We start from the raw sequence: 22979 nt of genomic DNA, 5'->3' as shown, positions 1-22979 counted from the left end.
CAATGACGCGTTCATGGCACGACCTGCACAACCCCGACGCACGCGCCAGCCTTTACCTGCGGGCGTTGCGCAAACGCGGTATCAGCGGCGACCGATTGCCCGAGGCCGGCCTGCGCTGTTTCCTGCGGGTTCAGCCCGACAACCTGGCGGCCTATCGCCGACTGTGCCATTTCGCCGACCACGGCCGCCTGCCGCCGACCTATCCCCACATCATGGCCTTCACCCTGCAGCTCCAGTTGCTCACGGCCCATCGCTTCCCTTTCCCGCTGCTCGGTTTGGTCCACCTGCACAACGAAATCCAGGTCCATCGTCCGCTGGGCGGTATCGATGGCCTGCGCTTTGCGGTCTACGCCGACAACCTGCAGCCCCACGCCAAAGGCGGCACCTTCGATCTGGTCACCGAGGCCGAGGATGGGCTGGGTCTGCTCTGGCGGGAAACCAGCCGGATGCTGGTGCGCGGCCTGCGTTTGGAAGGCCAGGGGGACGAGGTGCAGACCGTCGAACCCGGCAACCTGCCGGAGGTCACCCGGTGGTACGCCGACAGTGATATTGGCCGGCGCTACGCCAAGGTGTGCGGCGACTACAATCCGATCCACCTGAGCGCCTCCAGCGCCCGCCTGTTCGGCTTCCCCACCGCCATCGCCCATGGCATGTGGACCAAGGCCATGGCGATGGCCGCCTTGCGCGGCCATCTGCCGGCCAGCGGCTATGCCTTCGCGGTGGATTTCCACAAACCCGTGCGCTTGCCTTCGGAGGTGGTGCTCAGTGCCAGCGAAGCCGGGCCGGAAGGCGTGTTGCGCCTGGAGGGGCATGGGGCGCTGGTGCACATGCTCGGGCGCTGGTCCCCGCTCTAGCCCTGGGGCTGCCATGCAGCCCGAGGCGCTTGCTTTGCAGCCAGGCTCATCCGAAGCTATGCGCCATTAGGAGAGCCCAATGAACCTGCAAGAACTGACTGAACGCCTGCACCGGATCCGCGACACCAACGACTGGCGCGGCTTCCACAGCCCCAAGAACCTGGCCATGGCGGCCAGTGTCGAAATGGCTGAACTGGTGGAGATCTTCCAATGGCTGACCGAGGATCAGTCGCGCCAGCTTCCCCCTGAAAAACTCGCCCACGCCGGCCAGGAAGTGGGCGATATCGTCCTCTACCTGTTGCTGCTGTGCAGCGAACTGGGGCTGGACATGAACGAAGTGGTGTGTGCCAAGCTGGCTGACAGCGAGAGGCGCTTCGCCAAATGAACGACCGTCATTTCGATGAATTGGCCACCCGTTTCGCCGAGAAGATCTATGGCGGCGCCAAAGGCGCGATCCGCCTCGCGGTCCTTCAGGCCGACCTCGCCGAAGCCCTACCCGACCGTCCCTTGCGCGTGCTGGACATCGGCGCAGGCTTGGGCCACATGGCCCTGTGGCTGGCCGAACGCGGCCACCACCTGACCCTCGCCGAACCCGCCGCGCCCATGCTCGACGGTGCCCGCGCCCGCTTTGCCGAGGCCGGCCAGGCAGCCACCTTCATCCAGGCGCCCTGGCAGGACCTGCTCGGCCAGCTGACCGAGCCGTTCGACCTTGTGCTGTGCCACGCCGTGCTGGAATGGCTGGCCGAACCCGAGAGCATCCTGCCGGTGCTGCACCAGTTGACCGCTCCTGGCGGCTGGTTGTCCTTGGCGTTCTATAACCGCGACGCGCTGGTCTACCGCAACCTGCTCAAAGGCCATTTCCGCAAGTTGCGCAGCAACCGCCTAGCGGGTGAAAGCCAGAGCCTGACTCCGCAGAAACCGCTTGATCCAAGGGAGCTCAAGGCGCAACTTGAACCCATGTGGCAAGTCGAAAGTGAAAGTGGCGTGCGGGTGTTCCATGACTACATGCCCAAGGACTTCCAGGCCAAGGCCGAGCTGCTCGACCTACTGGAGATGGAGCTCGCACACCGCCGCCACCCCAGCTTCGCTGGGCTTGGCCGCTATCTGCACTGGATCTGCCGACCGCATTGACCCGCTTGCCGGGAGGACCCCATGCCGTACCCGCAACTCTGCCTGGCATTGCTCACCCTGACCCTGGCTGCCTGCCAGGGCAGCAACCCTTATGTCGCCAGTAGCCGGCCATTGCCGCCGGCACCGGCCCAGGCAGCCAACACCTTCGATGCCAGCGCTTATCCTGCACCGCCGCGCGACTACGGCCGCTATCGCAGCTGGCGCTGGCGCGACGGCCAGCCGCCAAGTGCCAATGCCAACGCCGACCCTGCGCAACTGGCCGAGGCGGTCAGCAGCGCCCTCGACCAGCATGGTTTGCGTCCTGCACGCGGCAATGCCGCGGACCTTCTGGTAAGCGCCGACATCCGTCTGGAGCGTCGCCTGCGCCAGGTGCGTGACTACGACTATTACGACCCCTACTACGGCCCGTACCCCTACGGCAGCATCGGCTATGGCGGTTATCGCAATGGCTATGGCGCCTATGGCAGCGTGCCGATCGTGCGCACCTATGAAGTCGAAGTCATGGTGGTGCGCATCGACCTGTTCGACGCGCGCGACGGCCAACCGGTATGGAGCGCCAGCGCCGAGAGTGGCAGCGGCAAGGACTCGCCTCGGGACCGCGAAAACGCTTTGCGCGAGTCTGTGGGCAAGGCACTGAGCGGCTATCCTCCCAGTTAGTGTCCAACGGAGAACCATCATGTTGCGCCGCCTCGTTCTGTTGTCATTCGCGTTGTTGCTCACCGCCTGCGCCAACAACAACGTCACCCAGGATTTCGACGCCAGCCGTGACTTCGCTGCCTACCGCAGCTGGGCCTGGCAGGAACCGGCGTTGCAGTACCGCCCGGACGACCCACGGATCAAGAGCGACCTGACCGAGCAGCGCATCCGTCAGGCCGTGGCCGACCAGCTCGACCAACGCGGCCTGAGACCGGTGCAGGGCAATGCCCAGGCCGATGTGAAGGTACGCGCCTACCTCATCGTCGAGGAACGCCAGCAGCAGATCACCACCAACTACGGCGGCGCCTGGGGTGGGTACTGGGGAGGTTATTGGGGCGGGCCGATGTACAACGAGACCCGTAGCGTCGACTACAAGGTCGCGACCATCCAGGTGGACATGTTCGACGGTCGTGACGGCAAGCTGGTCTGGCGTGCCAGCGCCGAACAGATCATGAACAACTACCCGCCCGGCCCGGAAGAACGCAACACTGCGATCCAGAAGACCGTCACCCAGGTGATGTCGCACTATCCACCGCGCCGGCAGTAAACAGACGATGCAGTGATGGCACGGGCTTCGCCCGTGTTCGCGGGATAAGCCGCGAACACGGGCCGGCAACGTCGTCACGATCGACCAAGCAAACACGGCAATTAGCCATCACCTTTACTACACTCCTTTCACCGCCGCCGCGCTGCTTGGCCAGAGGCCTGCAAAGGAGTGCCCGTGGTTCTTCGTTATCCCGCACGCCAACGCGGCGCGATCGGCCTGATGGCCGCGCTCACGCTGGGCCTTGCCCTGCTGTTCATGCTGCTGGTGGTAGACAGCGGCCGGCTTTATCTGGAGCAGCGTAAACTTCAGCGCATCGCCGACATGGCAGCATTGGAGGCGGCTGGCCAGCACGCCGTGTGCACCGGCACCGGTCCCCAGGCCCCCACCCTTGCGCGCACCGCCGCCACCCGCAATGGCCATGATCCGAGCAACCCGCTGGTGGCCAGTTGTGGCCATGTGCAAACCGGGGCCGACCACCTGCGCACCTTCACCGTCGATGCCTCGCGCAATGAGGCAATCAGGGTGCAGGTCAGCAACACCGTCCCCACCAGCGTTGCCGCCGGTGTCTTTGCCTTGGTCAAAGGCGATGGTTTGCCCTTGACCAGCACTTTGACTGCCAGCGCCGTGGCCTCAGTGCCCACGCAACCGCAGGCGATGCTGCGAATCCGCAGCACACTGGTGAAGATCGATACCCGCCAGGCGGCGCTGCTCAATGCTCTGCTCGCCCCCCTGGGTGGCAACCTGCAGCTCGACGTTGCCGGCTGGCAGGGCCTGGCCGACACCCAACTCAATCTACTCAAGTACCTGGATCAGTTGGCAGTGGACCTGAACATCAAAGCCGGCGACTACCAGACCCTGCTCGACACGAACGCCAGCGCAACCCAACTGCTGCAAGCCGCCGTGAAAGTCCTGCAGCAAAGTGGCACCGCGGTTGACGTGGTATCGAACCTGGGCAAGGTGGCACTGGCCGGCAGCGGCAGTTCATTGCATCTGGGGGAGCTGGTCGATATCCAGAACGGCACCGCCAAGGCCGGGCTCGATGCTAGCCTTCAGTTGCTTCAGTTGGTCCATGGCATGCTCATGGTCGCAGCCAGCGACAGCGCCGCAGGCATCGACCTCTCGCCCAGCGTGCTTGGCCTGGCCAATGGTCGAATACGGGTGAAAGTCATAGAGCCACAACAGATTTCCTCGGTGGGTGACCCATCAAAAGATGAGCTCAGGGTGCATACCGCCCAGGTCAAAGTCCTGGTGTCGGTCGATCTGCCGTTGCTGGACAGCGTCGTCGGCCTGGTAAACGCCGTGCTCGACCTGGCGGCCCCCTTGACCAACGTGCTGAACAATCTGCTCAGCCTGAACCTGTTCGGCACCGTGCAATCGCTGACCTGTAGCCTGGGCATTCCGTGCAAGGTCAGCGACATCAAGCTGATGCCGGACAAGCTTCACCTGGATATCGGCCTGGAGATAGGCGAAGCCACCAGCCGCCTCAAGCCGCCGTTGACGAGCAGTTACAGTTGCTCCCCCAAGCGCCTCACTACCCTCACCGACCGCTCCGCCGTGAAGATCTCGGTGGGCAGGTTCGACTCGCCCGACACGTTTTTCGCCCAGGGCACCGCTGCGAACAAGGCCCTGCCTTTGATCGACATCGGCACCAATGTCTGCAGCCGCGTGTTGATCCTGCCGCCAGTCTGCGGCACCCGCGTGCCCTTCGCCGGTGGCGGCATCGGCGTGCGTGTCGACAGCAAGGTACTGGGGTACGGCCAGGGCGAACATGACTTGGTATTCCAAGGCGCGAGCGAGCCGCCCGATATTGGTCTCGATCCGCGCTATCAGGCGATGGCGACCGCCAACAGCAATGTGGTGGGCAGCCTCAGCGACACCTTGCTGGGGATTCACCTGGAGGCCTACGAACCCACTGCGAACAGTGGCCTGGGCAAGATCTTGGTGTTGACCGCAGGCCTGCTCGACGGTGTGAAGAGCATCCTCGAACCGCTGATCAAGAACCTGCTCAGCCCGATCATCGATCCGTTGGTGGAAATGCTCCTCAAGATGCTCGGCATCGACCTGGTCAACGCCGAAGTCGGGGCCAACCTCAGTTGTTCCAGCGGCCGCGCTCAGTTGGTGCTGTAAACCGGCAGACACACCCTGAAGCACGCGCCCTCGGCTCCGTTGGCCACGCTCAGGCTGCCTTCCATGGCTTCGATGATGCCATGGCTCACCGACAGTCCTAGCCCGGTGCCGACACCCGCCGGTTTGGTGGTAAAGAACGGCTCGAAAATACGCGCCTGGACCTGCGGGTCGATGCCGCCGCCGTTGTCCTCCACCCACAGGCACAGCTGCCCAGGCTGCAAGGTCTGGCGGATGCTGATCCAGGGCTCGGCGCAACGTTGTTCGAGCAGGGCATCGCGGGCATTGATCATGAGGTTGATCATCACCTGCTCCAGTTGATCCTTGTGCCCCAGCACCTGCGGTTGGTCCTCGGGCGTCTCGATCCGCAGGGAGACGCCCTTGCCGCGCAGGCTTTCCTCGAGCATCGCCGTCGCCTCCTGCACCGCGCTCCAGGCTGCGAAGCGCTGACGCTCGACCTCGGAGCGGCGCCCGAACACGCGCATGTGGTCCACCAGCCGTGCGGTACGCTCGATCTGCGCTTCGATGCGGTGCAACTTATCCTCCAGATAGGCAGGCTCGGCCGTGCCGTTCTCCAGGCGTTTCAGGGCATTGGCCGCCGCCATGCGCATGACGTTCAATGGCTGATTGATTTCATGCAGCAGGCCGGTGGTCAACTCGCCGAGTGTCGCCATCTTGGCGCCTTGCAGCAGCTGCCGCTGGCTGCGTCGCACTTCGGTGTTGTCACGGCCCACTGCCTGGATCTCCAGCAGCCGCCCCTGCTCATCGAACAGCCCGCGGTCGGCCCAGACCCACCAGGCGTGCTCGCGACCAGGCAACTGCAGGCAGATCTCCGCGCTGCTCATCGGTTGCTCGGGGGTCAGCAGTTGCAGCCGCGCCAGGAACGCTTCGCGCTGCTCCTGCGAGAGCCACTGGCCGAGGTTCATACCCTCCAGTTGCTCCGGCGCGCAGTGCAGGTAGTCGGCCAAGGGTCGGTTGCCGAACACCAGGGTCAGGTCTGGGCGATAACGGCAGATCATCGCCGGAGAGTCCTCTACCAGCACCCGGTAGCGCTCCTCGCTCTGGCGTACCCGGTCGGCGGCCTCGGTGGCCTCGCTGACATCCAGCCACAAGCCGACCACCTCCAGCGGCTGGCCAATATCGTTGCGCAGCAGTCGCGCCTCATCGAGTATCCAGTGGTAGCCACCCCGGCTATCGCGCAGGCGGTAGCGGCTACGGGCCTGGCCCTCGCGCAGCAAGGTGCGGGTACGCTCCAGCCACAATGCGCGGTCGTCCGGATGCACGGCCAGGCCCGGCTGGCGGGCCTGTTCGCTGTCCGGCGTCCAGCCCAGCAGCGGCATCAAGCTGGCGCTGAAAAATTCACTGTGCAACGCACCTTCGGCGTAGCGCTGTATGTAGATCACCGCCGGTGAACTGGCGATCAGGCTTTCCAGGCGTGTGCGCGCCGCGCTCGTCTGCAGCTCCTGCGCCTTGAGCGCGCTGATGTCGAGCAGAAAACCGCACAGCTCGCTGCCCTGCAACCGGCCCACCCAATGCAGCCAGGCCGGATCGCCATGCCCTTGGAGCGCCGGCACACGCACGCTCAGGCTCAAGTCATCGCCCATGCAGGCCTGCTCCAGGGCCAGGCGCGCCGGCTCCCGGTCGGCAGGGTGAAGCCGCGCAAGCCACTGCTCCAGGCTGGGGTGGTGGGGCAGATCAAGACGCGCGGCCAGGGTCGGGTCCAGGTGCAGGCCGTCCTCGCGTGACCAGGCCCACCAACCTGCGCCCAGTTGTTGCTGCAACTGCGCCAGGTAACCGCTCTGCTGTTGCAGCCGGGCATGCCGATAACGGCTGAGCACAGGTTCGATCAAGGCCTGCCACAACAGGTGCGCATCGGCGGGCATCTGCTGCCCGCCGGCACACAGCAGCCAGGCCTGGACCTGCGAGCCTTCAAGGTACGGCAGCACGAACAGCGAAACGCCGCCACACAGGGTCAGCAGTTCTGCAGGCAGCATGGCGGCTGTCTGAGGTTGCGCCGACAGACCGTCCAGCCAGGATTGCAGGCGGGCGTCGCCCGGCCACGGCCAAGGTGTCTCGTTACCGGCGAAGGTGCGCCAACCCGAAGCCTGCGGCAGCATCAGGCGCACGGCGGGCACATGCCAGTGCTCGGCCAGATGCTGCAATTGCACCGCCACACATTGGGTCAAACGCTCCGCGCTGCACTCGCGCAAGGCGCGGTCGATGTCCTTTGCCAACTGCCACTCGCCTTGATGCTGCCAGGCGTGGGTCCGCTCGAGCAGCAGGTCGCCGATATCGAACAGCTGCAACAACCAGCCATCGCCCTGGCGCATCACCCAGCCACGGGTACACAGGGGATTGCCCGTGGCAGTGCGAAAATCCAGATCCAAGGGTTGCCCCTGCCAATCGGCAGGCTGCCCTTCCAGCACCAGCCAGCTGTGCCGCTCTAGGTAGTCCTGGACCCGGCCACCACCTTTGAAGGGCAACGCCAACAAGGTGCGCAACGGCCCAGACAAGCGCTGCACGCTGCCTTGCCCATCGAGCCACAGTTGCAGGCCAACGGCGGCAGGCGCCTCAGGCTCGGAAACAGCTGGCTGCGTGCCGCCGCGCCAACGGTCGAACAGCCCGGTCACAGTTGCAGACTCGCTTTGGCCTGCAACTGCTCGGGCAAGCGTGGTACTTCACCGATCACAGGCAGCACCAGCAATGGCAACACGCGGGTCAGGCGCTCACGCGGGTATTGAATGGTTACGGTCAACAGCTTCCCGCTCAACTCGACCTTGGCATCCTTGACCGCGCTGAAGCCCAAGGCCGCGGGCATCCAGGACAGCTGCTGGTCGATCGCCTGCTGTGCCACGGCGCTGTAGCTGGCCAAGGCGCTGCCGGGCTCGAGCGCCACGCAGCGGCGCACCGCCTCGCTGGCCGCCTGGTTGAACGACTGCACCATCAGCATCGGCAACGCATAGCTGACCAACCCGTAGAACACCGCGAAAAAAACCATGAAGACTGCGACGAACTCGATGGCAGCCGCACCTTTTTGCCGTCTTGCCAGGCTTGCTTTCATGTTCGCGTCTACCCTGACTATGACACCTGAAACACAGCATAGAACCGTTCAACGAATAGGGATGGCATTTTGCCAATGCAAAGCATTGTTCTCCTGATGTGGCTTGCCTTGTGCACCGAACAAGATATCCGCGAACGGCAGCTCTCCAACGCTCTGACCCTGGGCGTTGCGGCTTGTGCCTTGGTCTGGTTGTTCGCCACCGGGCGCAGCTGGATCGGCGCCGAACCCAGCGATGCCGGTTGGGCACTGGCCATCGTCATGCTGCTCACCCTCCCCGGCTACATGCTTGGCCGCTTCGGCGCTGGCGACGTCAAGCTGATGGGCGCCCTGGCCCTGGCCACCAGCCCCCCGTACGTGCTTGGAACTTTCATCGGCGCCGGCATCACCGTGCTGGCCTGGCTGCTTGGCCGCCGCAGGCTGTGGATCCTGCTCAATCCCAAGGTGAAAAAGCGCCTGCAGAAACTGGCCGAGGAAGTCGGCGACAAACAACCCTTCGCGCCCTATGTGCTGGTGGGTTTTCTGCTGACAGCCGTATGGATTCAGTAACGACACCAAAAACTATACAAACCTTGTACAAAACCACCAACACCAGCTACCGTCTTTAGCGTTCATGCGCAGGAACAAGGGCCCAGAACGAACAGGGAGTTGATCGTGAACAAACAGCCCAGCACGGTGAAGATTCTGGTCGTCGATGACCAGCCAGAGGTGGTCGAACAGCTGTGTGAATATCTCGAACTTCACGGCTACGCCTGCACCCCGGCCAACAGCGCCATGCAAGGCATTGAGCGCTACCAGGCCGACGATCAGATCGGCTTGGTCCTGTGCGATCTACACCTCCCCCAGATCGATGGCATCGAGATGGTCCATGCGCTCAAGAAACTCACCGGTCGCCAGCGCGTGTTCGAAGCGATCATGCTGACCGGACAAGCCGAGAAGCAGGACATCATCCGCGCCCTGCGGGAAGGGTTCGCCGATTACTACCAGAAGCCCGTCGACCTGCAGGAGCTGCTCGAAGGCGTGCGACGCCAGGAGCAAGCGCTGCTCGAACGCCAACGCAACATCCATGAACTGGGGCACCTGAACCAACGCTTGCAGGAGCTGGCCGAGTCCATCGATATCCTTTACCAAGACCTGGAGAAAGCCCGCGGCCAAGGCATGCATCGCCGCGCCACGGACCTCGAAGAGCCCGAGGCCGAGCTGCCCCCGGTCTTCGACAAGCTCTCGCCGCGTCAGCTGGAAGTGGCCAGGCTCGTGGGCAAGGGGAAGACCAACTACCAGATCGCCTGTGAGCTCGGGATTACCGAGAACACCGTCAAGCTCTACGTGTCGCAGGTGCTGCGTCTGACCCACATGCACAACCGCACCCAACTGGCCTTGGCGCTGATGCCAGGCGCTTCGCCGCTGAGCCAGCGCTTCTCCACCCACTGAACGGCACAGGCTTGTAGTCTGTTGCCGGCTCGCTCGCCGATGCCCGTTCCCACAGGTAGCGTGCCGCGCTCATGGTCTGCGCAGGACCGGCAGGCGTTGGCTGCGTCAGTTACCGGTGGTGCTCATCGACTGATAGCGGAAGGCATCGGGGATCGGATACTTGTAGCTGTCCAGCCAGCGCTGTAGGGACAACTCCCGCTCCTTCGCGCTCTGCCTCTGGGGTTTCGGCGAGGCCTGCTGGTTGCTCGCCTGCACCCGCAACCAGGCTTCGGCGCCAGTGTCCGGCGGCGCCCGGCGAGGCGGGTCCTCGGCCTGGGCGAGCAGTGGGCAGGAAAGGCAGAGCACAACCATCATTGGCTTGAACATGGCAACGCCTCCTTTGTCTTCAACCCACCGAGCCACGCCCGGTCTCCTTCAACTGCTTGGCCCGCGCCTGGGCCTCGGCGAACTGCTCCGGCTTGAGCCCTAGCCGGGTCACCAGGTCGGCGGCCTGCTGCCAATTGTCCTCGACCAGCGACAGGGTCACCAGGTTGACTGCCGGCAGCGGGTTGTCGTCCTTGAGCTCGATGGCGGTCAGGAACTCGAAGCGCGCCTGTTCATGATCGCCCAGGTTCATCAGCACCACTCCCAGGTCATTGCGCACCTTCTCGTCGGTTGGCGCCAGACGCACCGCCCGCTGCAAGTTGCGCAGCGCCTGTACATCGTCCCCCCGCGCCGAGGCAAGCTGGCCCAGGCCATGCTCGGCTTCGGCCGCCAGGCAGCCGCCGAGCAGGCTGCGGTAAAGCGGTTCGGCTTCGCTGCGCCCAAGCAGGCGCAGCACCTTGGCTTTGCGCAAGCGCACCTGATCGAGGTCGTCCGGCAGTTGCTGCAGGTGCGCATAGCTGGCGTGCGGGCGCCCGTCGTTGAGCATCTCGTCCGCCAGGTTCAGTGCCAGTTGCTGGTCGGCGGTGGGCTTGCCGCAGGACGAGGTGCCCAGCAACCTGGCAAACCCCTCGGGTGGCTGGCCCGCACAGCCTGCCAGCAAAAACAGACCGGTGAACAACAGGATCGCTTTCATCCGACTCTTCCTTCCTCAGAACGCCAGGGCCCGCGTCAGTGCGGTGAAACCCGGTCCGGCCAGGACGATGATCAAGGCCGGGAACAAGAACATCATCATCACCGCCGACATCTTTGCCGACATCTTCGAGACCCGCTCCTGCAGACGCGTCAGGCGCCGATCATCGAGCAAGGTCTTAAGGCCCAGCAGCGACTTCATCGCACCGCTGCCCTGCACCAGCAACTGGCGCAGGATCACGCAGGTGTCGATGAATTCGTCCACCGCCAGCAGGCGTGCGGTCTTTTCCAACTCCGGCCCCAACGCAAGCCCGGAGTCCACGCGTTGCAGGACCAGCCGCAGCTCTTCACTCACATGCGGCACCAACGTGCGGCTCTCGTGGCTCAGCACCCGCAGGGCCTGTTCGACCGCCAAGCCGCTCTCGAACAAAATGCGCAGCAGCGGGATCACCAGGCTCACCTCCTGGGCGATGCGCTGCTGGCGGCGCAATGCGGCCATCGCCAGCAGGCGCTTGGGCAGCAGGTAGCCCACCCCCAGGGCACACAGGGGCAACACCACCCCATGGCCAAAGCCGCCCGACACCAGGCCCTGCTGTAGCAACAGCGTCAGGCCCGCCGCCAACACCGGCAGCCCCAGTTGCACGGCCGCGAACAACGCCCGGTGACGGCTACGACGCCAACCCACTCGCTCCAGCAGGGTCTGGGTTTCGCTGTCCAGGGTCTGCAGACATCGGCCCAAGGCCGAGTTGCCCAGCCAATGCAGCCAGTCTCCCAGCCGCTCCTCACGGGCCAGCTGGCCTTGCAAACGCCGTGCGATCATCTGCCGGGCGCGGACCTGGCGCAGCGCCTGCAAGCTCAACAGGACAAAGCCTGCGAACAGGCAAAGGGCACAGATCAGCCAGGCCATGATCACAAGCTCCTCATCATGCGCCACAGCATCAGACACCCCACCGCCTGCAGGGCGAAGGCGAACAGCAACATCATCTGCCCCTGGCTGTCGCGCCACATGGCCATCAGGTAGCCGGGGTTACCCAGCAAGAAGTAGCCAACCATGGTCAGCGGCAAAGCGCCGAGAATCCAGGCGGTGATCCGTGTCTCACCGGTCATGGCCCTGAGCTGGCGAGCCCCTTGCTCACGTTCGCGGATCAGCTTGATCAGGTTCTCCATCAGCTCGCTGGCGTTGCCGCCATAGTGCTGGTTGATGCGCAGCCCCAAGGCGAACAGCCGCAGCTCGTCCTGCTCGTACAGTTCAGCCAGCTCATGCACGGCCTCCTCCAGAGGCACACCCATGCGCACGTTGCGCTGCACACGGCCCATGGCCGAACGCAACGGCTCGCGCGTGCCTTCGATCCCACCGAGCACCGCATCGCTGAGCGTGCGGCCGGCCTTGAGGCTGCGCACGCTGTAGTCCAGCAGCCCAGGCAGTTGTTCGACGATCAGCGCCAGACGGCGGCGACAGCGCCAGCTCAGGTACAGGTAGGCCAGCAGTGGCAGCGCGGTCAGCACCAGCACGGCCGCGACCCAGCCGGCCAACAACAAGGCCAACGCGACCAGGCCCAGCCAGCCTGTCAACCAAGGGCGCAGGCTGAACTCGCCCTGGGCCAGCCCCGCACGCTGCAACAACGGGTCGAGCCAGTCACGCCGCACCGTGGCGGTTCGCACGCTCTGGTAGGCACGTCCCAAGCGCTGCAGGATGCGCTCCTCGCGGCGTTTGTACTGACCTCGGCGAAACAGCAGCAAGGCCACGCTCAGCAACAAAGGCGCCAGTGCCAGCAGCAGCGGGCCCATCACATCACCCCGTCCTGGCGCAGCTTGGCGCCCGCCGGGTTGGGGGCATCGCGCAAGAAGCCCTCGCCGCCGCGCCGGTCGAGGCGGAACAAGGTATTGGTGACATACACGTCGTCACGCACCCCGACCACCTCAAGCACCTCGCTGACGCAACGCCGGCCATCGGCCAGGCGGGTCAGCTGAATCACCACATCGAGCGCCGCGCACACCATCTGGCGCAGCGTCTTCTCGGCCACCTGGCGCCCCGTCAGCCCCACCAGGGTCTCCAGGCGCAGCAAGGCATCCTGCGCGGTGTTGGCGTGCACCGTGCTCATCGAGCCATCGTGCCCGGTGTTCATCGCGGTGAGCACGTCGAGCACTTCGGCTCCGCGGATCTCGCCGAGCAGGATGCGGTCCGGGCGCATCCGCAAGGCGTTGCGGATCAGCTCGCTGGCCTTGATCTCGCCATGCCCTTCGGCGTTCGGTGGCCGGGTTTCCAGGCGCACCACGTGCGGGTGGTGCAGCTGCAACTCCGCCACGTCTTCGATGGTCACCAGGCGCTCATGGGGAGAGATCATCTGGCTGAGGATGTTGAGCAAGGTGGTCTTGCCCGTGCCCGTGCCGCCGCTGACCAGGATATTGCAGCGCCGAGCCACGGCCCGCTCGAAGAAGTCGAAGATGGCCTGGTCGATGGCACGGGTGGCCAGCAGGTCGGCGCTCTTGAGCATGTCCTGGCGGAACTTGCGGATCGACAGGCAAGGCCCGTCCAGCGCCACCGGCGGGATGATCGCATTGACACGGCTGCCATCGGGCAGGCGGGCGTCGACCATCGGCGAGGATTCATCCAGGCGACGCCCGAGCGGCGCGAGAATGCGCTGCATCACTCGCTCCACGTGATGGGCGTCGATGAAGCGCAGGTCGGTGCGCTGGAGCATCCCGGCCCGCTCGACGAAAACCCGGTGCGGGCCGTTGACCAGGATCTCCGTGACACTGGCATCGCGCAGCAGCACCTCCAGCGGGCCATAACCGGTCAGCTCATCGACCAGCTCCTCGGCCAGGCGCTCGGTCTCGTAGCGCGACAGCGCCAGGTGCAGGCGTGCCACGTAGTCGCCGACCTGCTCCACGACGAACTGGGTGAGGGCAGGCCGCGCGCCTTCGAGCAGGTTGCGGCCGCTGTCTTCGATGGCATCGATGACGAAGCGGTGCAGGGCACGCTTGAGTGCCTGCGGGTCGGCCCCCGCGTGGCGCGGGCCGCCAAAGGGTTCGTCGGCACTCATTTATGGCTCCACAGGCGGCGCAGCCAGGTAGTGGGGGTGGGCTTGGCCAGGTGCTCCGAGCGCCGCGCCAATCGCTCGCCGAGGTAATGCAAGGCCTGGGTCAGGCTCTCCCGGGGGGCCAGCTCGAACAGACTCAGCCCCTGGTTCTTGGCATTCAGGCGCACCTCAGGGCTGTAGGGCAACGCCTTGAGCAAGGTCAGGCCATAGCGCTTGGCCAAAGCATCGGCATCCGGCGCCACGTTGCGCAGGTAGCGGTCCACCAGCAGCACGGCATGGTCGAGCTTGATGCCCCGGTCGCGCCACTGCTCGAGCACCTCCAGGTTGCGCCGGCAGTCGAGGATGTTCTGGTCGGTATAGACGATCAGCTTGTCGCAATGGCTGACGATGGTGCGCAAGGCATCGTTGTCGGCCTGGCCGGTGAGGTTGACCACGATGTGCTGGAAGTGCTGGCGCAGGGCACTGAGCAACATGTACAGCTCGGCCGCGCTGGTCTGTTGCAGCGGATCGTCGCTGTCGGCGTAGGCCAGGATGCGCAGACCGCCCTTGTCACGCGGGAAGGCGCTGTCGATGAGGGTGCCATCGAGCCGACGCAAATGGCGCAGGGCGTCGCCGAAATAGAACGATGCCTCCAACCCGAGCAAAGTCAGGCTGTCCCCCCGCGGCAGGCCAAGGTCGAGCAGCAAGGCTTGCTGGCCGCTCTCCTGCACCACCCGCGCCAGGTGGGTGGTCAGCAATGCGCCATCGGCTGCGGCCTGGGCCCCGTAGAGCACCGTCAGCCCGCCCAGGCTTGGGTTGCTGGTGACCGCCGGCAGCCGCTTGCTCAGGCGCCGCACCAAACCTGCCACTTCGCTGGCGCGCGAGCCGTAGGCGACGAAGTCACGGGCACCGGCGCGCATGGCGTGCAGGACCAGTTGGTTGTCCATGCCATCGCCCAAGGCCACGATGGCCAACATCGGCTTGGCTTCCAGCACACCCTCGATCAGCGCGCACTGATTGATCAACTGCTCGCGGTCCAGGCCAATGAACAGCAGGTTGCTGAAGGTCACGTCGACCAAAGCCAGCAACTCGTCGAGGCTACCGCCACTGGCACCGATCACTTGGCCGAGCGGGGCGAGCGCGCCCTGCAGCCAGCGCAGGTCCTCCTCGTTGCGGGTGATGGCCAGGTAGGTCTGGTTCAGGCTCTCGCTCATCGTGATAACCCGCTACGGCCTTCGAAATTGCCGTTTTCCAGGAAAAACAGCTGCCCCCAGCTGGGGTCGTAGGTGCGCAGACGCTCGCCCGGCAGCTCCGGCAAACGGGCATTGGCGGCCAGCGGCTGGACCAGGTGAGGCGTGACGATCATCAGTAGCTCGGTGTCTTCGCGATTGACCGTCGACTGACGGAAGAACGCACCGAGAATGGGCAGGTTGCCAAGACCCGGGAACTTGTCCACACCCGAGCGGGTGCTGCTGCTGACCAGGCCACTGATGATGAAGCTTTCCCCATCGGCCAGCGAAATGCTGGTGTCGGTACGCCGGACTTTAAGCCCCGGCACCTGGGTGCCGGCGATATTCACCGCGTTGGTGTAATCCAGCTCGCTGACTTCCGGCGCGACCTTCAGATTAATGCGGTCGCGGCTGACCACGGTCGGCGTCAGGGCCAGGCGCACGCCAAACTCTTTGTATTCGATCGACACGCTGTCGCTGCCGGTGCTCGGCACCGGGATAGGGATTTCGCCGCCCGCGAGAAAACTGGCGGTCATGCCACTGAGCACGGTCAGGCTCGGACGGGCCAGGGTGTAGGCGAAGCCGCTGGTTTCCAGCGCATTGATCGCCGCCAGAAAGCGGCTGCTGCCACCGCCCCAGACAATGTTGAACACGTTGTCGTCGAGCGGAATCAACGGCCGGGCGATCGGCACAGCGCCAGGTGTGACGCGGGTCCCAGGCACAGTACCCGGTGAGCCGATCAGGCTGTTGTTCGATCCTTTGAAGAACAGCCGCGCCCCGGCTTCCTTGTATTTGTTGCGCTGCACTTCGACGAAGCGGATATCGGCCTGCACTTGGCTGGGCAATTGAGGGTCCTGGGAAGGCAGCATCGTGTCTTCGGCCATGTCCGCGCTGGCCCGGCCTTTGACGAACAGCATGGCCCGGTGGGGGGCCGGTGCACAGGCGGTCCATAGCATCAGGCTGGTATTGCCTGCCCCGACCGCCGTCAGCAACACGGCGCGCTCGCCGCTGGCCTGGACATCGGCGACCTTGGGCTCGCCCACCGCCACCCGGCTGATGGCCACCGGCAGGCGCAGCTCCTGTTGCAGGCCTTGGTCCATCTCGATCACCGACGGCAGTTGGCTGAATGCAGCGCAGCCTTTGTCGGCCGCCTGGGCCATCGGCAGCAACGTCACCATCGTCAGGGCAGGGCACAACTGTCTGAGTATCCGCTCGATACTACGCATGGCGGCGTCCTTGCTAGGTCACGGAGTCTTTGAGGTATCGGCAGCCTGGGCGCCACGGATGATCTGCATGCCCGAGATGCCGCTGCCAGGCGCCACCGTCTTGGCAATCGGCACCTGGGACAGCTGACTGAAACGATAGAGGTCACGGTTGGCGTTTTCCACCTGGGCACTGGCTTCGGTGCCGGCCCAGTAGCGGGCCAGGCGTTGTTCGTCGGCGCTGCGCACCGCCAGACGCAAGGTCCCTGTCTGGGCCGCCAGCATCAGTCGGCTGGCCAGCGCTTCAGGCACGGCCAGTGCCACGGTGCGGGTCGTGCTACCCGGTTGATCGCGACGGGCCTTCTGCTCCTCCTGGGTCTGTGCCGGCCGGCCATCATTGGCCAAGCCCATCTGCTCGCCGACGCTGAGCACGCGCAGTGCAGGCAACACCACCTGCGCGGAAGACTGGGGATTGTTGTTTTCCTCTCGCAGAAACAACAGCACATCCACGTAGTCGCCCGGACGAAGCTGCCCGGCGGCACCGATTACATCGTCTACCGCCACGGCCACGGCCCGCTCGTGTGGGCGGATCATCCGCGCCAGCGGACCACCTGCCTGGAAACTGTCTTCGGCAAGCCAGCTGCCTGCCGCCAAAGGGCGCATGCTGCTACGCCCGACAACCTGCTCGATTCGCTGGAATGCCCCTGCCGGCACTACCTGCAGGCGCTCGAGCAACAGATCGTCTGGGGTCAAGGGGGTATTGGCAGCAACGTCGCGGCGCAGCACGACAATCTGTGAGCGCACAGGCTCCTCTGCCTTGGCCGGGGTCGGCGCGGCAGGCGCAGCCACGGGAGCCATCACCGGGGCCGGTTGCTCGACGGGCACCGAGGGGCGACTAAGAACCAGCCCCCAGTACCCAGCCACCAACGCGGCGACCAGGAAATAACCGGCGAGCATCATGGTCAAGCGACTACTCATATCCGCTATCCCCTTACGCCGTTTGCGCATTTAGCTGATGGCAAAAAGAAACTATTTCGCTATTGCAACGTAGTCCAAATGCCACAAATTGCCATGAGAAACAGGTGCTTTTTGATGCCACTAAATTGACACCTCGGCAAAACAGAAACTTAGCGCGGCTATTCGAAACTCATACTTTTGGATTAATCCGTTGTTACATTTGCAGCCTCCAATCGCTTGGCGAATTCTGTGATGGCAAAGGGGTATCACCGAGGGGATTCCCCGCCATCAGCGCTCGAACGCGCGAGGAGTTGCACCATGTCGCTCAAACGCATCCTTCTTCACTGCAAACAGTTCATCCAACGCAAGGACGGCGCCTCCGGTATCGAATACGCGGTGATCGCCGCCATGGTGGCAGTCGTGCTGGCGGGGTTCGTCCCGGGCGTGTCCAACAATGTCAAATCGGTCATGGATAAGATCCAGGCTGCCATCACTACAGGAACCAGTGGCACGACTGGCGGCAGCAGTGGAGGAAGCTCTACGACTGGTGGTACTTAACGATCAAGATGGCAGCAACGATTTTGGAACCCATTCGAAAGGAGCCGGCCATGTCACTCTCTTCCTTGCGTCAACAGATCCTCCTGGTAGACGACGAGGAAGAGGCCCTGCTCGAACTCGCCGAACTGCTGGAGAACGAAGGTTTCATCTGCCTGACCGCCACCTCGGTCAAAGGCGCCTTGCTCCAGCTCACCCGCCACCCGGACGTGGCCCTGGTCATCACCGACCTGCGTATGCCCGAAGAAAGCGGCATCGGCCTGATCAAACGCCTGCGCGACCACACGGCCCGCCAGCATCTGCCGGTGATCGTCATGTCCGGTCACGCCGACATGGAAGACATCAGCGACCTGCTGCGCCTTCAGGTACTGGACCTGTTCCGCAAGCCCATCTATCACGCACGCCTGCTGGAGACGCTGGAGAACTTGTTCCCCAAGCCGCGGATGCAGGTCGTGTGCTGACCCCTGGGGACGCTACGCGCCCCATCGCAGGCCTCGCCAGCGCCCAAGAAACAACAGTGGTAGGGCTCGCTCTGCTAAGCGCCACTCACCCTCACAGGGAAACACTTAGATTCACCATGATCCTCGGACTGCGATCCAGGCTGTCCTGCGCCACATCCGCCAGGGGCTTGGCCAGTTCCACGGCCAGGTTGTAAAAGCGCCTATCCCCTATGCGCACTCCCAACGCCGCCGAGGCCAGTCGTGCCCGCTCCAGGTCGCGCCCGTTCGACCACGCCCGGGCGGCATCGAGCGCCAGATAGGGCTGCAGCAACCGTACCCAAGCGCCGTCGCGGTAGACGCTGTAGTCCAGCTCGTAGGCCAATCCCCACCCCTTGTCACCCGAGGCCTGGTCGGCCGGGTAGCCGCGGCCGAAGTGCTGGCCACCGAACAGCAGGCGTTCGCTGTCGGGCAGGTCGTTGCCGCTCCAGTACACCGCGCCGGACACCACACCCTGCCAGTCACGCGCCAACGCATCGCGCTGCAAACCAGACAGGCGCAGGCGCAAGAAATCCACATCGCGGGCGCTGTCACTGCGAGCGCCGAACAGATCCAGGCCTTGGTGCACGCCGGCACTGACTCTACGCAACCGACCGTCCTCGACCTTGCGCCAGTCCCCTTCGAAGGACACCGCCCGAGCATAGGTGTCACTGTCGTCCTGGCGCGCTGGGTCGGCCGTGCGCCAGTCGACGTGATCGGCCGTGGTGTAGAACTGCCCGACCACATCCAGCCACTCGTCGGGTTTGACGATCAGGGCTTGGCTGACGCCGATGGCAAGGCGCTCGCTATCCCAACGCTGGCGCAGGTTCTCACCGTCATCCAAGGGCACAAAGGTGCGCGGCTCGCTGCGAAAGCGGGACGCCGAAAGCAGCAGCCGGCTGCCCTCGGCGTCCAGGTATTGGCTGTAGTCGAGTCGGTAGTAATGGGCCTCGTCGTCACCAGGCGGCAGCAGGACGCGGGCGCTCAACTGCTCGGCGAAACGGGTCTGGGCCTGGCTGTCGAACGCCATCAGCGCTTGCGCGGACGTGCGACTACCCTCGGCCAGGGTCAACCTGGCGCCAAAGGGTTTGCGCCCGACATGGACGATCAGGCGCATGGCGCCATCGCGCCACCCGGCGGGCTGCAGTTCGGCCTCGACGCTCACACCAGGCATGCGACCGATCAGGCCGGTATAGCGCTCGAAGGATTCTCGCGTCAGTGGCCGCTCGGCCTTGAGCTTGTCGAGGATTTGCTCCAGGTAGCCGACCGCGGGCCCGATCTCCCCGTGCACCTGGGTTTCGCCGATATAGCCCTCCTCCAACACCACGTGGACACGGCCATCAGCAAAGTCCTGAGGCGGCAGGTAAGCCCGCGATAGCAGGTAGCCATCGCGCCGATAACGCTCGGTCAGGCGGTCGGTCACTGCGATGAGTTCAGCCAGGGTCACCTGATGGCCGACCACGTGCTGGTAGTGCTCGCGCAATTCGCTCAGCAGGTACACCGTACCGCCTTCGAAGCGCACCTTGCGGACTGCCACAGACGTGTTCAGCGGCCATGCAGGCGCTATTTTCTCCGCGGCCGGCATGCGCACCCCCGCCGGAAGAGGACGATAGGTATCGATCGGCAGGTTGGCGGTGGGCAGGCGTCGTTCGACCTCATTGCCGTCGAGCACGCTCGGCAGCGACCCGGCATGGCAAACACAGGCCCCGGACACCATCAGCAGCGTAACGACCAGAGGACGCATAGGACGCTCCATGACCCCGCGAAGACCGGGCGCAACAGGACCGCCCTGTGGTTCAAGCGTAGGTGCTGGCCTCACGATCGTCGAACGGCCGAAGCGAGCGGCGCGGTGGTCGCTATTGGCTGACCTGAAACTCTACCCGCGCGGTCTCGCCACTTTCGTCCAGCGCGCTGAGTTCGATGCGCCCGGTCTTTTCGAAGCGCACCAGCAGACTGTCCTGGTCGCGGGTCTCGCCCAAGGGCTGTCCATTGAGGAACCACCAGCGCTGACCGCTGCCGCCCAAGGCCGAAACCGGCACCTGCAGCGGTTCGCGACTGGTTGCCGGGCGTCGCAGGGTGTCACCGGGGCGCACACCGACGATCGACAGCGGCGGCGCGCTCACCGGCACTTGGGGCGGACAGCTAGGGTCCACCGCCGGCAGGCGCGCGGCGCGGCGCTCGATGCGGGGCAGCCACGGCTCCAGCGGCGCCGGCCACAACGCCACCTCCTGCGCCTTGGCGCCGCTGCAACTGGCATCGACGCGCAAACCACGCCCATTGACCCAAACCGTCTCGCGCAACCCAAGCCCCAGCGGCTGATCGGCCGCTTGCAGGGTCGGCGGCGTAGTGCCGTCCAATGTCCAGGCGAAGCGCTGGCGACGGCAGTTGGGGTCCAGGCGGTTCATGGGCTGGCCCAATGGCCAACAGATGGCGGCCACACCGACGCTCGCCGGCACCCGCTCGGCCGGCACATTGATCCCCCGCTGGCTGTCACGGTTGCTGAGCAGGTCGTGGACTTGCAGCATCAGCGGCGCCGCCGAAGCCAAGCCGAACTGTCCCGGCACCGGCGTGCCGTCGGGTCGGCCGATCCACACACCGATCAGGTAGCGCGGCCCCACGCCCACCGACCAGGCGTCACGAAAACCGTAGCTGGTGCCGGTCTTCCAGGCCAACTGCGGGCGCTGTACCAGCTCAGCGTGAAGATCACGGTCCGGCCGGGCCTGGCCGCTCAAGATACGCCGGACGATCCAGGCCGAACCAGGCGACAGCAGCTGCCGCTCGACCAGCGGATCCTGAGGTTGCAGGCGTACCCGCGCGCTCTTCCCTTCACGGGCCAGGGCCGCGTAGCCACCCACCAGGTCCTCCAGACGGCTGCCCGCTCCGCCGAGGATCAGCGACAGGTTCGGTTCGGCGAGCGGCGGCAGTACCAGCGGCATGCCACCCATGCGCATCTGCGCGGCGAAACGCTTTGGTCCGTAAGCCTCGAGCAACTGCACTGCCGGCAGATTCAGCGACAGGGCCAGGGCGGAACTGGCCGAAACCGGGCCCGTGAAGCCCATGGAGAAATTACCAGGCCGGTAGTCGCCATAACGACGTGGCACGTCCTGCAACAAGGATTCTGAGTGGATAAGCCCATCGTCCATGGCCATGGCGTAGAGGAACGGTTTGAGCGTCGAGCCGGGTGATCGCAAGGCCTGGACCATGTCGACATGACCGAAGCGGCGCTCATCGGCCAGGTCGATGGAGCCGAGGTAGGCGCGCACGGCCATGGTTTGCGCCTCCACCACCAGCAGCGCCGCTGAGGTGCGCTCGGGCAGCCGTGCACGCCAGCCCAACAGCAGGTCCTCCAGGCGACGTTGCAAGGCCGCATCGAGGGTAGTGCGAATCAGCGGTGGGCTGTTGGCGCTGTTCAGACGCCGGGCCAGCAAGGGGGCCAGGGCCGGCTCCTGGCGAGGCGCCAGCAGCAAGGGTTCTTCCTGCGCCTCGCTCACCCGCTGCGCCGGCCATACCTGGTACTCGGCCAAGCGCTCCAGCACCTTGTCGCGGGCCCGCTGGGCACGCTCGGGGTGGCGATCCGGGCGCAGCCGGCTGGGCGCCTGGGGCAGCACCGCCAGCAGCGCTGCCTCGGCAGGCGTGAGGTGCATCGGCGACTTGCCAAGGTAAGCCCAGCTGGCGGCGGCCACCCCTTGCAGGGTGCCGCCGAACGGGGCGCGGTTGAGGTAGAGCTGAAGGATCTCACGCTTGGACAGGTGCCACTCCAACTGCGCCGTACGCCACAGCTGACGCAGCTTGCCCGACAGGGTGCGTTCGTGAGGGTCGAGCAGGCGTGCGACCTGCATCGACAGCGTGCTGCCGCCCGACACCACCCGGCCACCACGCAGGTTCAGCCAGGCTGCACGCGCCAGCGCCAGCGGGTTGACCCCGGGATGGCTATAGAACCAACGGTCCTCGTAGGTCAGCAGCGCTTCCAGGTACAACGGCGAGACCTCCTCGGGGCTCACCGGATACCGCCACACTCCGTCGGCATCGGCAAAACGCCACAGGGGCGTGCCATCCTCGGCAAGCACCACCCGCGCCAGGTCATCGCCCGGCATGGGCAACGGCCACAAGCGATCGGCCAGCCACAACAGCGCCACGACCAGCACACTGGCGATGCCGATACCACGCACGACCCTTGCGGTGCGGGTGCGCAGGCACGCTACCATTGGCATCGGGAACCGACCTGTCCGAGTGATGGCCAAAGGCTAGGGAACGGCACCCGCGCCGATTCGTTCATCAGGAAGCAACTATGCATGTAGAAGGTTTTTTCGAGTGGCTGGGCCAAGCACTGGGTTCGTTGATCCGTTTCATCGTCGACGGCCTTAGCGGGTTGTTCAACCTGCTGGCCAACGCCGGCAGCAGTTTCATCGACGGCTTGGCGCGCAACCTGGGCATGGACACCTCGCTGGTCAGCATCCTGGCGCTCATCGTCGGCCTGATGCTGCTGTACTCGGCCGTCCGCGCCTTCATGCGCGCCTCGATCATCCTCGGGATCATCTGGGCGTTGCTGGGCCTGTGGGTGTTGAGCTGGATCGTTCATTAGAGCTGCAAGCTGCAAGCTGCAAGCAAGCGTGGCTCACACCACCTGCTTTTACTTGCCGCTTGCC

General features: G+C 65.0%; 23 protein-coding genes. 11 read left to right on the top strand and 12 right to left on the bottom strand.

What is annotated here, in order from left to right; translation table 11 throughout:
• Nucleotides 1-2: 2 nt before the first annotated feature.
• The 6 genes from AB1N67_RS03125 (at nt 3) to AB1N67_RS03100 (ending at nt 5355) form a co-directional block, all read left to right on the top strand.
• Nucleotides 3-854 carry a MaoC family dehydratase gene (locus AB1N67_RS03125; RefSeq protein WP_043207846.1) on the top strand — a complete coding sequence of 284 codons (852 nt, stop codon included), beginning with the start codon at nt 3-5 and terminating at the stop codon, nt 852-854.
• A 79-nt stretch (nt 855-933) separates the two neighbouring features.
• Nucleotides 934-1239, top strand: coding sequence for a MazG-like family protein (locus tag AB1N67_RS03120; RefSeq protein ID WP_090343085.1), 306 nt, complete (start codon nt 934-936; stop codon nt 1237-1239).
• Nucleotides 1236-1985 carry a methyltransferase domain-containing protein gene (locus tag AB1N67_RS03115; protein WP_043207851.1) on the top strand — a complete coding sequence of 250 codons (750 nt, stop codon included), beginning with the start codon at nt 1236-1238 and terminating at the stop codon, nt 1983-1985. Before AB1N67_RS03120 ends, AB1N67_RS03115 begins: the two co-directional genes overlap by 4 nt.
• A gap of 21 nt (nt 1986-2006) precedes the next feature.
• Complete coding sequence (locus tag AB1N67_RS03110; RefSeq protein WP_043207854.1) at nt 2007-2642, top strand: DUF4136 domain-containing protein; 636 nt, start codon at nt 2007-2009, stop codon at nt 2640-2642.
• A 19-nt stretch (nt 2643-2661) separates the two neighbouring features.
• Entirely contained in the window at nt 2662-3228 is a 567-nt protein-coding gene (locus tag AB1N67_RS03105; protein WP_070572672.1) for a DUF4136 domain-containing protein, read from the top strand.
• A 174-nt stretch (nt 3229-3402) separates the two neighbouring features.
• Nucleotides 3403-5355, top strand: a complete 1953-nt coding sequence (locus AB1N67_RS03100) for a pilus assembly protein TadG-related protein (RefSeq protein WP_232092066.1) — start codon at nt 3403-3405, stop codon at nt 5353-5355.
• Here the strand turns inward: AB1N67_RS03100 and AB1N67_RS03095 are convergent.
• Together AB1N67_RS03095 and AB1N67_RS03090 are read right to left on the bottom strand one after the other, a co-directional pair.
• On the bottom strand, nt 5340-7982 hold the full coding sequence (locus AB1N67_RS03095; protein WP_367863524.1) for an ATP-binding protein: 2643 nt from the start codon (nt 7980-7982) through the stop codon (nt 5340-5342). The genes AB1N67_RS03100 and AB1N67_RS03095 overlap by 16 nt on opposite strands.
• Nucleotides 7979-8413 carry a TadE/TadG family type IV pilus assembly protein gene (locus AB1N67_RS03090; RefSeq protein WP_043207861.1) on the bottom strand — a complete coding sequence of 145 codons (435 nt, stop codon included), beginning with the start codon at nt 8411-8413 and terminating at the stop codon, nt 7979-7981. The genes AB1N67_RS03095 and AB1N67_RS03090 overlap by 4 nt, the downstream gene beginning before the upstream one ends.
• 75 nt (nt 8414-8488) lie before the next feature.
• Between AB1N67_RS03090 and AB1N67_RS03085 the strand changes: the two genes are divergently transcribed.
• Together AB1N67_RS03085 and AB1N67_RS03080 are read left to right on the top strand one after the other, a co-directional pair.
• Entirely contained in the window at nt 8489-8959 is a 471-nt protein-coding gene (locus tag AB1N67_RS03085; RefSeq protein ID WP_043207863.1) for a prepilin peptidase, read from the top strand.
• Nucleotides 8960-9064: 105 nt separating this feature from the next.
• On the top strand, nt 9065-9841 hold the full coding sequence (locus tag AB1N67_RS03080) for a response regulator (RefSeq protein ID WP_367863523.1): 777 nt from the start codon (nt 9065-9067) through the stop codon (nt 9839-9841).
• Between the two features lie 105 nt (nt 9842-9946).
• Here the strand turns inward: AB1N67_RS03080 and AB1N67_RS03075 are convergent, their stop codons facing one another.
• The 8 genes from AB1N67_RS03075 to cpaB form a co-directional block, all read right to left on the bottom strand.
• Complete coding sequence (locus AB1N67_RS03075; protein ID WP_102081258.1) at nt 9947-10207, bottom strand: DUF3613 domain-containing protein; 261 nt, start codon at nt 10205-10207, stop codon at nt 9947-9949.
• A gap of 19 nt (nt 10208-10226) precedes the next feature.
• Nucleotides 10227-10898, bottom strand: coding sequence for a tetratricopeptide repeat protein (locus AB1N67_RS03070; RefSeq protein ID WP_090343096.1), 672 nt, complete (start codon nt 10896-10898; stop codon nt 10227-10229).
• 15 nt (nt 10899-10913) lie between these two features.
• Complete coding sequence (locus tag AB1N67_RS03065; RefSeq protein WP_367863522.1) at nt 10914-11801, bottom strand: type II secretion system F family protein; 888 nt, start codon at nt 11799-11801, stop codon at nt 10914-10916.
• 2 nt (nt 11802-11803) lie between these two features.
• Complete coding sequence (locus tag AB1N67_RS03060; RefSeq protein WP_367863521.1) at nt 11804-12685, bottom strand: type II secretion system F family protein; 882 nt, start codon at nt 12683-12685, stop codon at nt 11804-11806.
• Nucleotides 12682-13938, bottom strand: a complete 1257-nt coding sequence (locus AB1N67_RS03055; RefSeq protein ID WP_043207873.1) for a CpaF family protein — start codon at nt 13936-13938, stop codon at nt 12682-12684. The genes AB1N67_RS03060 and AB1N67_RS03055 overlap by 4 nt, the downstream gene beginning before the upstream one ends.
• On the bottom strand, nt 13935-15128 hold the full coding sequence (locus AB1N67_RS03050; protein ID WP_043207875.1) for a pilus assembly protein: 1194 nt from the start codon (nt 15126-15128) through the stop codon (nt 13935-13937). The genes AB1N67_RS03055 and AB1N67_RS03050 overlap by 4 nt, the downstream gene beginning before the upstream one ends.
• Nucleotides 15125-16321, bottom strand: a complete 1197-nt coding sequence (locus AB1N67_RS03045) for a type II and III secretion system protein family protein (RefSeq protein ID WP_232092101.1) — start codon at nt 16319-16321, stop codon at nt 15125-15127. Before AB1N67_RS03045 ends, AB1N67_RS03050 begins: the two co-directional genes overlap by 4 nt.
• A 66-nt stretch (nt 16322-16387) precedes the next feature.
• Nucleotides 16388-17323 carry a Flp pilus assembly protein CpaB gene (gene cpaB / locus AB1N67_RS03040; protein WP_367863520.1) on the bottom strand — a complete coding sequence of 312 codons (936 nt, stop codon included), beginning with the start codon at nt 17321-17323 and terminating at the stop codon, nt 16388-16390.
• Nucleotides 17324-17620: 297 nt separating this feature from the next.
• On the opposite strand from cpaB, the gene AB1N67_RS03035 reads away from it, so the two are divergent.
• Nucleotides 17621-17860, top strand: a complete 240-nt coding sequence (locus tag AB1N67_RS03035) for a Flp family type IVb pilin (RefSeq protein ID WP_090343104.1) — start codon at nt 17621-17623, stop codon at nt 17858-17860.
• 50 nt (nt 17861-17910) lie between these two features.
• Nucleotides 17911-18318: a response regulator gene (locus AB1N67_RS03030; RefSeq protein WP_043207882.1), complete on the top strand. Its 408-nt coding sequence runs from the start codon at nt 17911-17913 to the stop codon at nt 18316-18318.
• A gap of 91 nt (nt 18319-18409) precedes the next feature.
• On the opposite strand, the gene AB1N67_RS03025 is transcribed toward AB1N67_RS03030, so the two are convergent.
• Both AB1N67_RS03025 and pbpC read right to left on the bottom strand, forming a co-directional pair.
• Entirely contained in the window at nt 18410-20077 is a 1668-nt protein-coding gene (locus AB1N67_RS03025) for a ShlB/FhaC/HecB family hemolysin secretion/activation protein (protein ID WP_367863519.1), read from the bottom strand.
• A gap of 112 nt (nt 20078-20189) precedes the next feature.
• Nucleotides 20190-22544 (bottom strand): peptidoglycan glycosyltransferase PbpC, encoded by a 2355-nt coding sequence (gene pbpC / locus AB1N67_RS03020; RefSeq protein ID WP_090343112.1) that lies wholly within the window; start codon nt 22542-22544, stop codon nt 20190-20192.
• A 77-nt stretch (nt 22545-22621) separates the two neighbouring features.
• On the opposite strand from pbpC, the gene AB1N67_RS03015 reads away from it, so the two are divergent.
• Nucleotides 22622-22915 (top strand): hypothetical protein, encoded by a 294-nt coding sequence (locus AB1N67_RS03015; protein WP_043207888.1) that lies wholly within the window; start codon nt 22622-22624, stop codon nt 22913-22915.
• Nucleotides 22916-22979: the final 64 nt, after the last annotated feature.

This window comes from Pseudomonas guariconensis (assembly GCF_040822035.1).
In the GTDB taxonomy this organism is placed as follows: Bacteria; Pseudomonadota; Gammaproteobacteria; order Pseudomonadales; family Pseudomonadaceae; genus Aquipseudomonas; species Aquipseudomonas guariconensis.
This window is presented reverse-complemented; position numbering and strand designations above follow the sequence as displayed.

What these genes read in the sequence shown, in the direction of transcription:
- AB1N67_RS03045 (WP_232092101.1), bottom strand. Translation starts at nt 16,321, where the DNA reads ATGGTGACGTTGCTGCCGATGGCCCAGGCGGCCGACAAAGGCTGCGCT.
- AB1N67_RS03030 (WP_043207882.1), top strand. Translation starts at nt 17,911, where the DNA reads ATGTCACTCTCTTCCTTGCGTCAACAGATCCTCCTGGTAGACGACGAG.
- AB1N67_RS03065 (WP_367863522.1), bottom strand. Translation starts at nt 11,801, where the DNA reads ATGGCCTGGCTGATCTGTGCCCTTTGCCTGTTCGCAGGCTTTGTCCTG.
- AB1N67_RS03025 (WP_367863519.1), bottom strand. Translation starts at nt 20,077, where the DNA reads ATGCGTCCTCTGGTCGTTACGCTGCTGATGGTGTCCGGGGCCTGTGTT.
- AB1N67_RS03050 (WP_043207875.1), bottom strand. Translation starts at nt 15,128, where the DNA reads ATGAGCGAGAGCCTGAACCAGACCTACCTGGCCATCACCCGCAACGAG.
- AB1N67_RS03115 (WP_043207851.1), top strand. Translation starts at nt 1,236, where the DNA reads ATGAACGACCGTCATTTCGATGAATTGGCCACCCGTTTCGCCGAGAAG.
- AB1N67_RS03125 (WP_043207846.1), top strand. Translation starts at nt 3, where the DNA reads ATGACGCGTTCATGGCACGACCTGCACAACCCCGACGCACGCGCCAGC.
- cpaB (WP_367863520.1), bottom strand. Translation starts at nt 17,323, where the DNA reads ATGAGTAGTCGCTTGACCATGATGCTCGCCGGTTATTTCCTGGTCGCC.
- AB1N67_RS03090 (WP_043207861.1), bottom strand. Translation starts at nt 8,413, where the DNA reads ATGAAAGCAAGCCTGGCAAGACGGCAAAAAGGTGCGGCTGCCATCGAG.
- AB1N67_RS03105 (WP_070572672.1), top strand. Translation starts at nt 2,662, where the DNA reads ATGTTGCGCCGCCTCGTTCTGTTGTCATTCGCGTTGTTGCTCACCGCC.
- AB1N67_RS03070 (WP_090343096.1), bottom strand. Translation starts at nt 10,898, where the DNA reads ATGAAAGCGATCCTGTTGTTCACCGGTCTGTTTTTGCTGGCAGGCTGT.
- AB1N67_RS03035 (WP_090343104.1), top strand. Translation starts at nt 17,621, where the DNA reads ATGTCGCTCAAACGCATCCTTCTTCACTGCAAACAGTTCATCCAACGC.
- AB1N67_RS03120 (WP_090343085.1), top strand. Translation starts at nt 934, where the DNA reads ATGAACCTGCAAGAACTGACTGAACGCCTGCACCGGATCCGCGACACC.
- AB1N67_RS03110 (WP_043207854.1), top strand. Translation starts at nt 2,007, where the DNA reads ATGCCGTACCCGCAACTCTGCCTGGCATTGCTCACCCTGACCCTGGCT.
- pbpC (WP_090343112.1), bottom strand. Translation starts at nt 22,544, where the DNA reads ATGCCAATGGTAGCGTGCCTGCGCACCCGCACCGCAAGGGTCGTGCGT.
- AB1N67_RS03085 (WP_043207863.1), top strand. Translation starts at nt 8,489, where the DNA reads ATGCAAAGCATTGTTCTCCTGATGTGGCTTGCCTTGTGCACCGAACAA.
- AB1N67_RS03055 (WP_043207873.1), bottom strand. Translation starts at nt 13,938, where the DNA reads ATGAGTGCCGACGAACCCTTTGGCGGCCCGCGCCACGCGGGGGCCGAC.
- AB1N67_RS03075 (WP_102081258.1), bottom strand. Translation starts at nt 10,207, where the DNA reads ATGTTCAAGCCAATGATGGTTGTGCTCTGCCTTTCCTGCCCACTGCTC.
- AB1N67_RS03015 (WP_043207888.1), top strand. Translation starts at nt 22,622, where the DNA reads ATGCATGTAGAAGGTTTTTTCGAGTGGCTGGGCCAAGCACTGGGTTCG.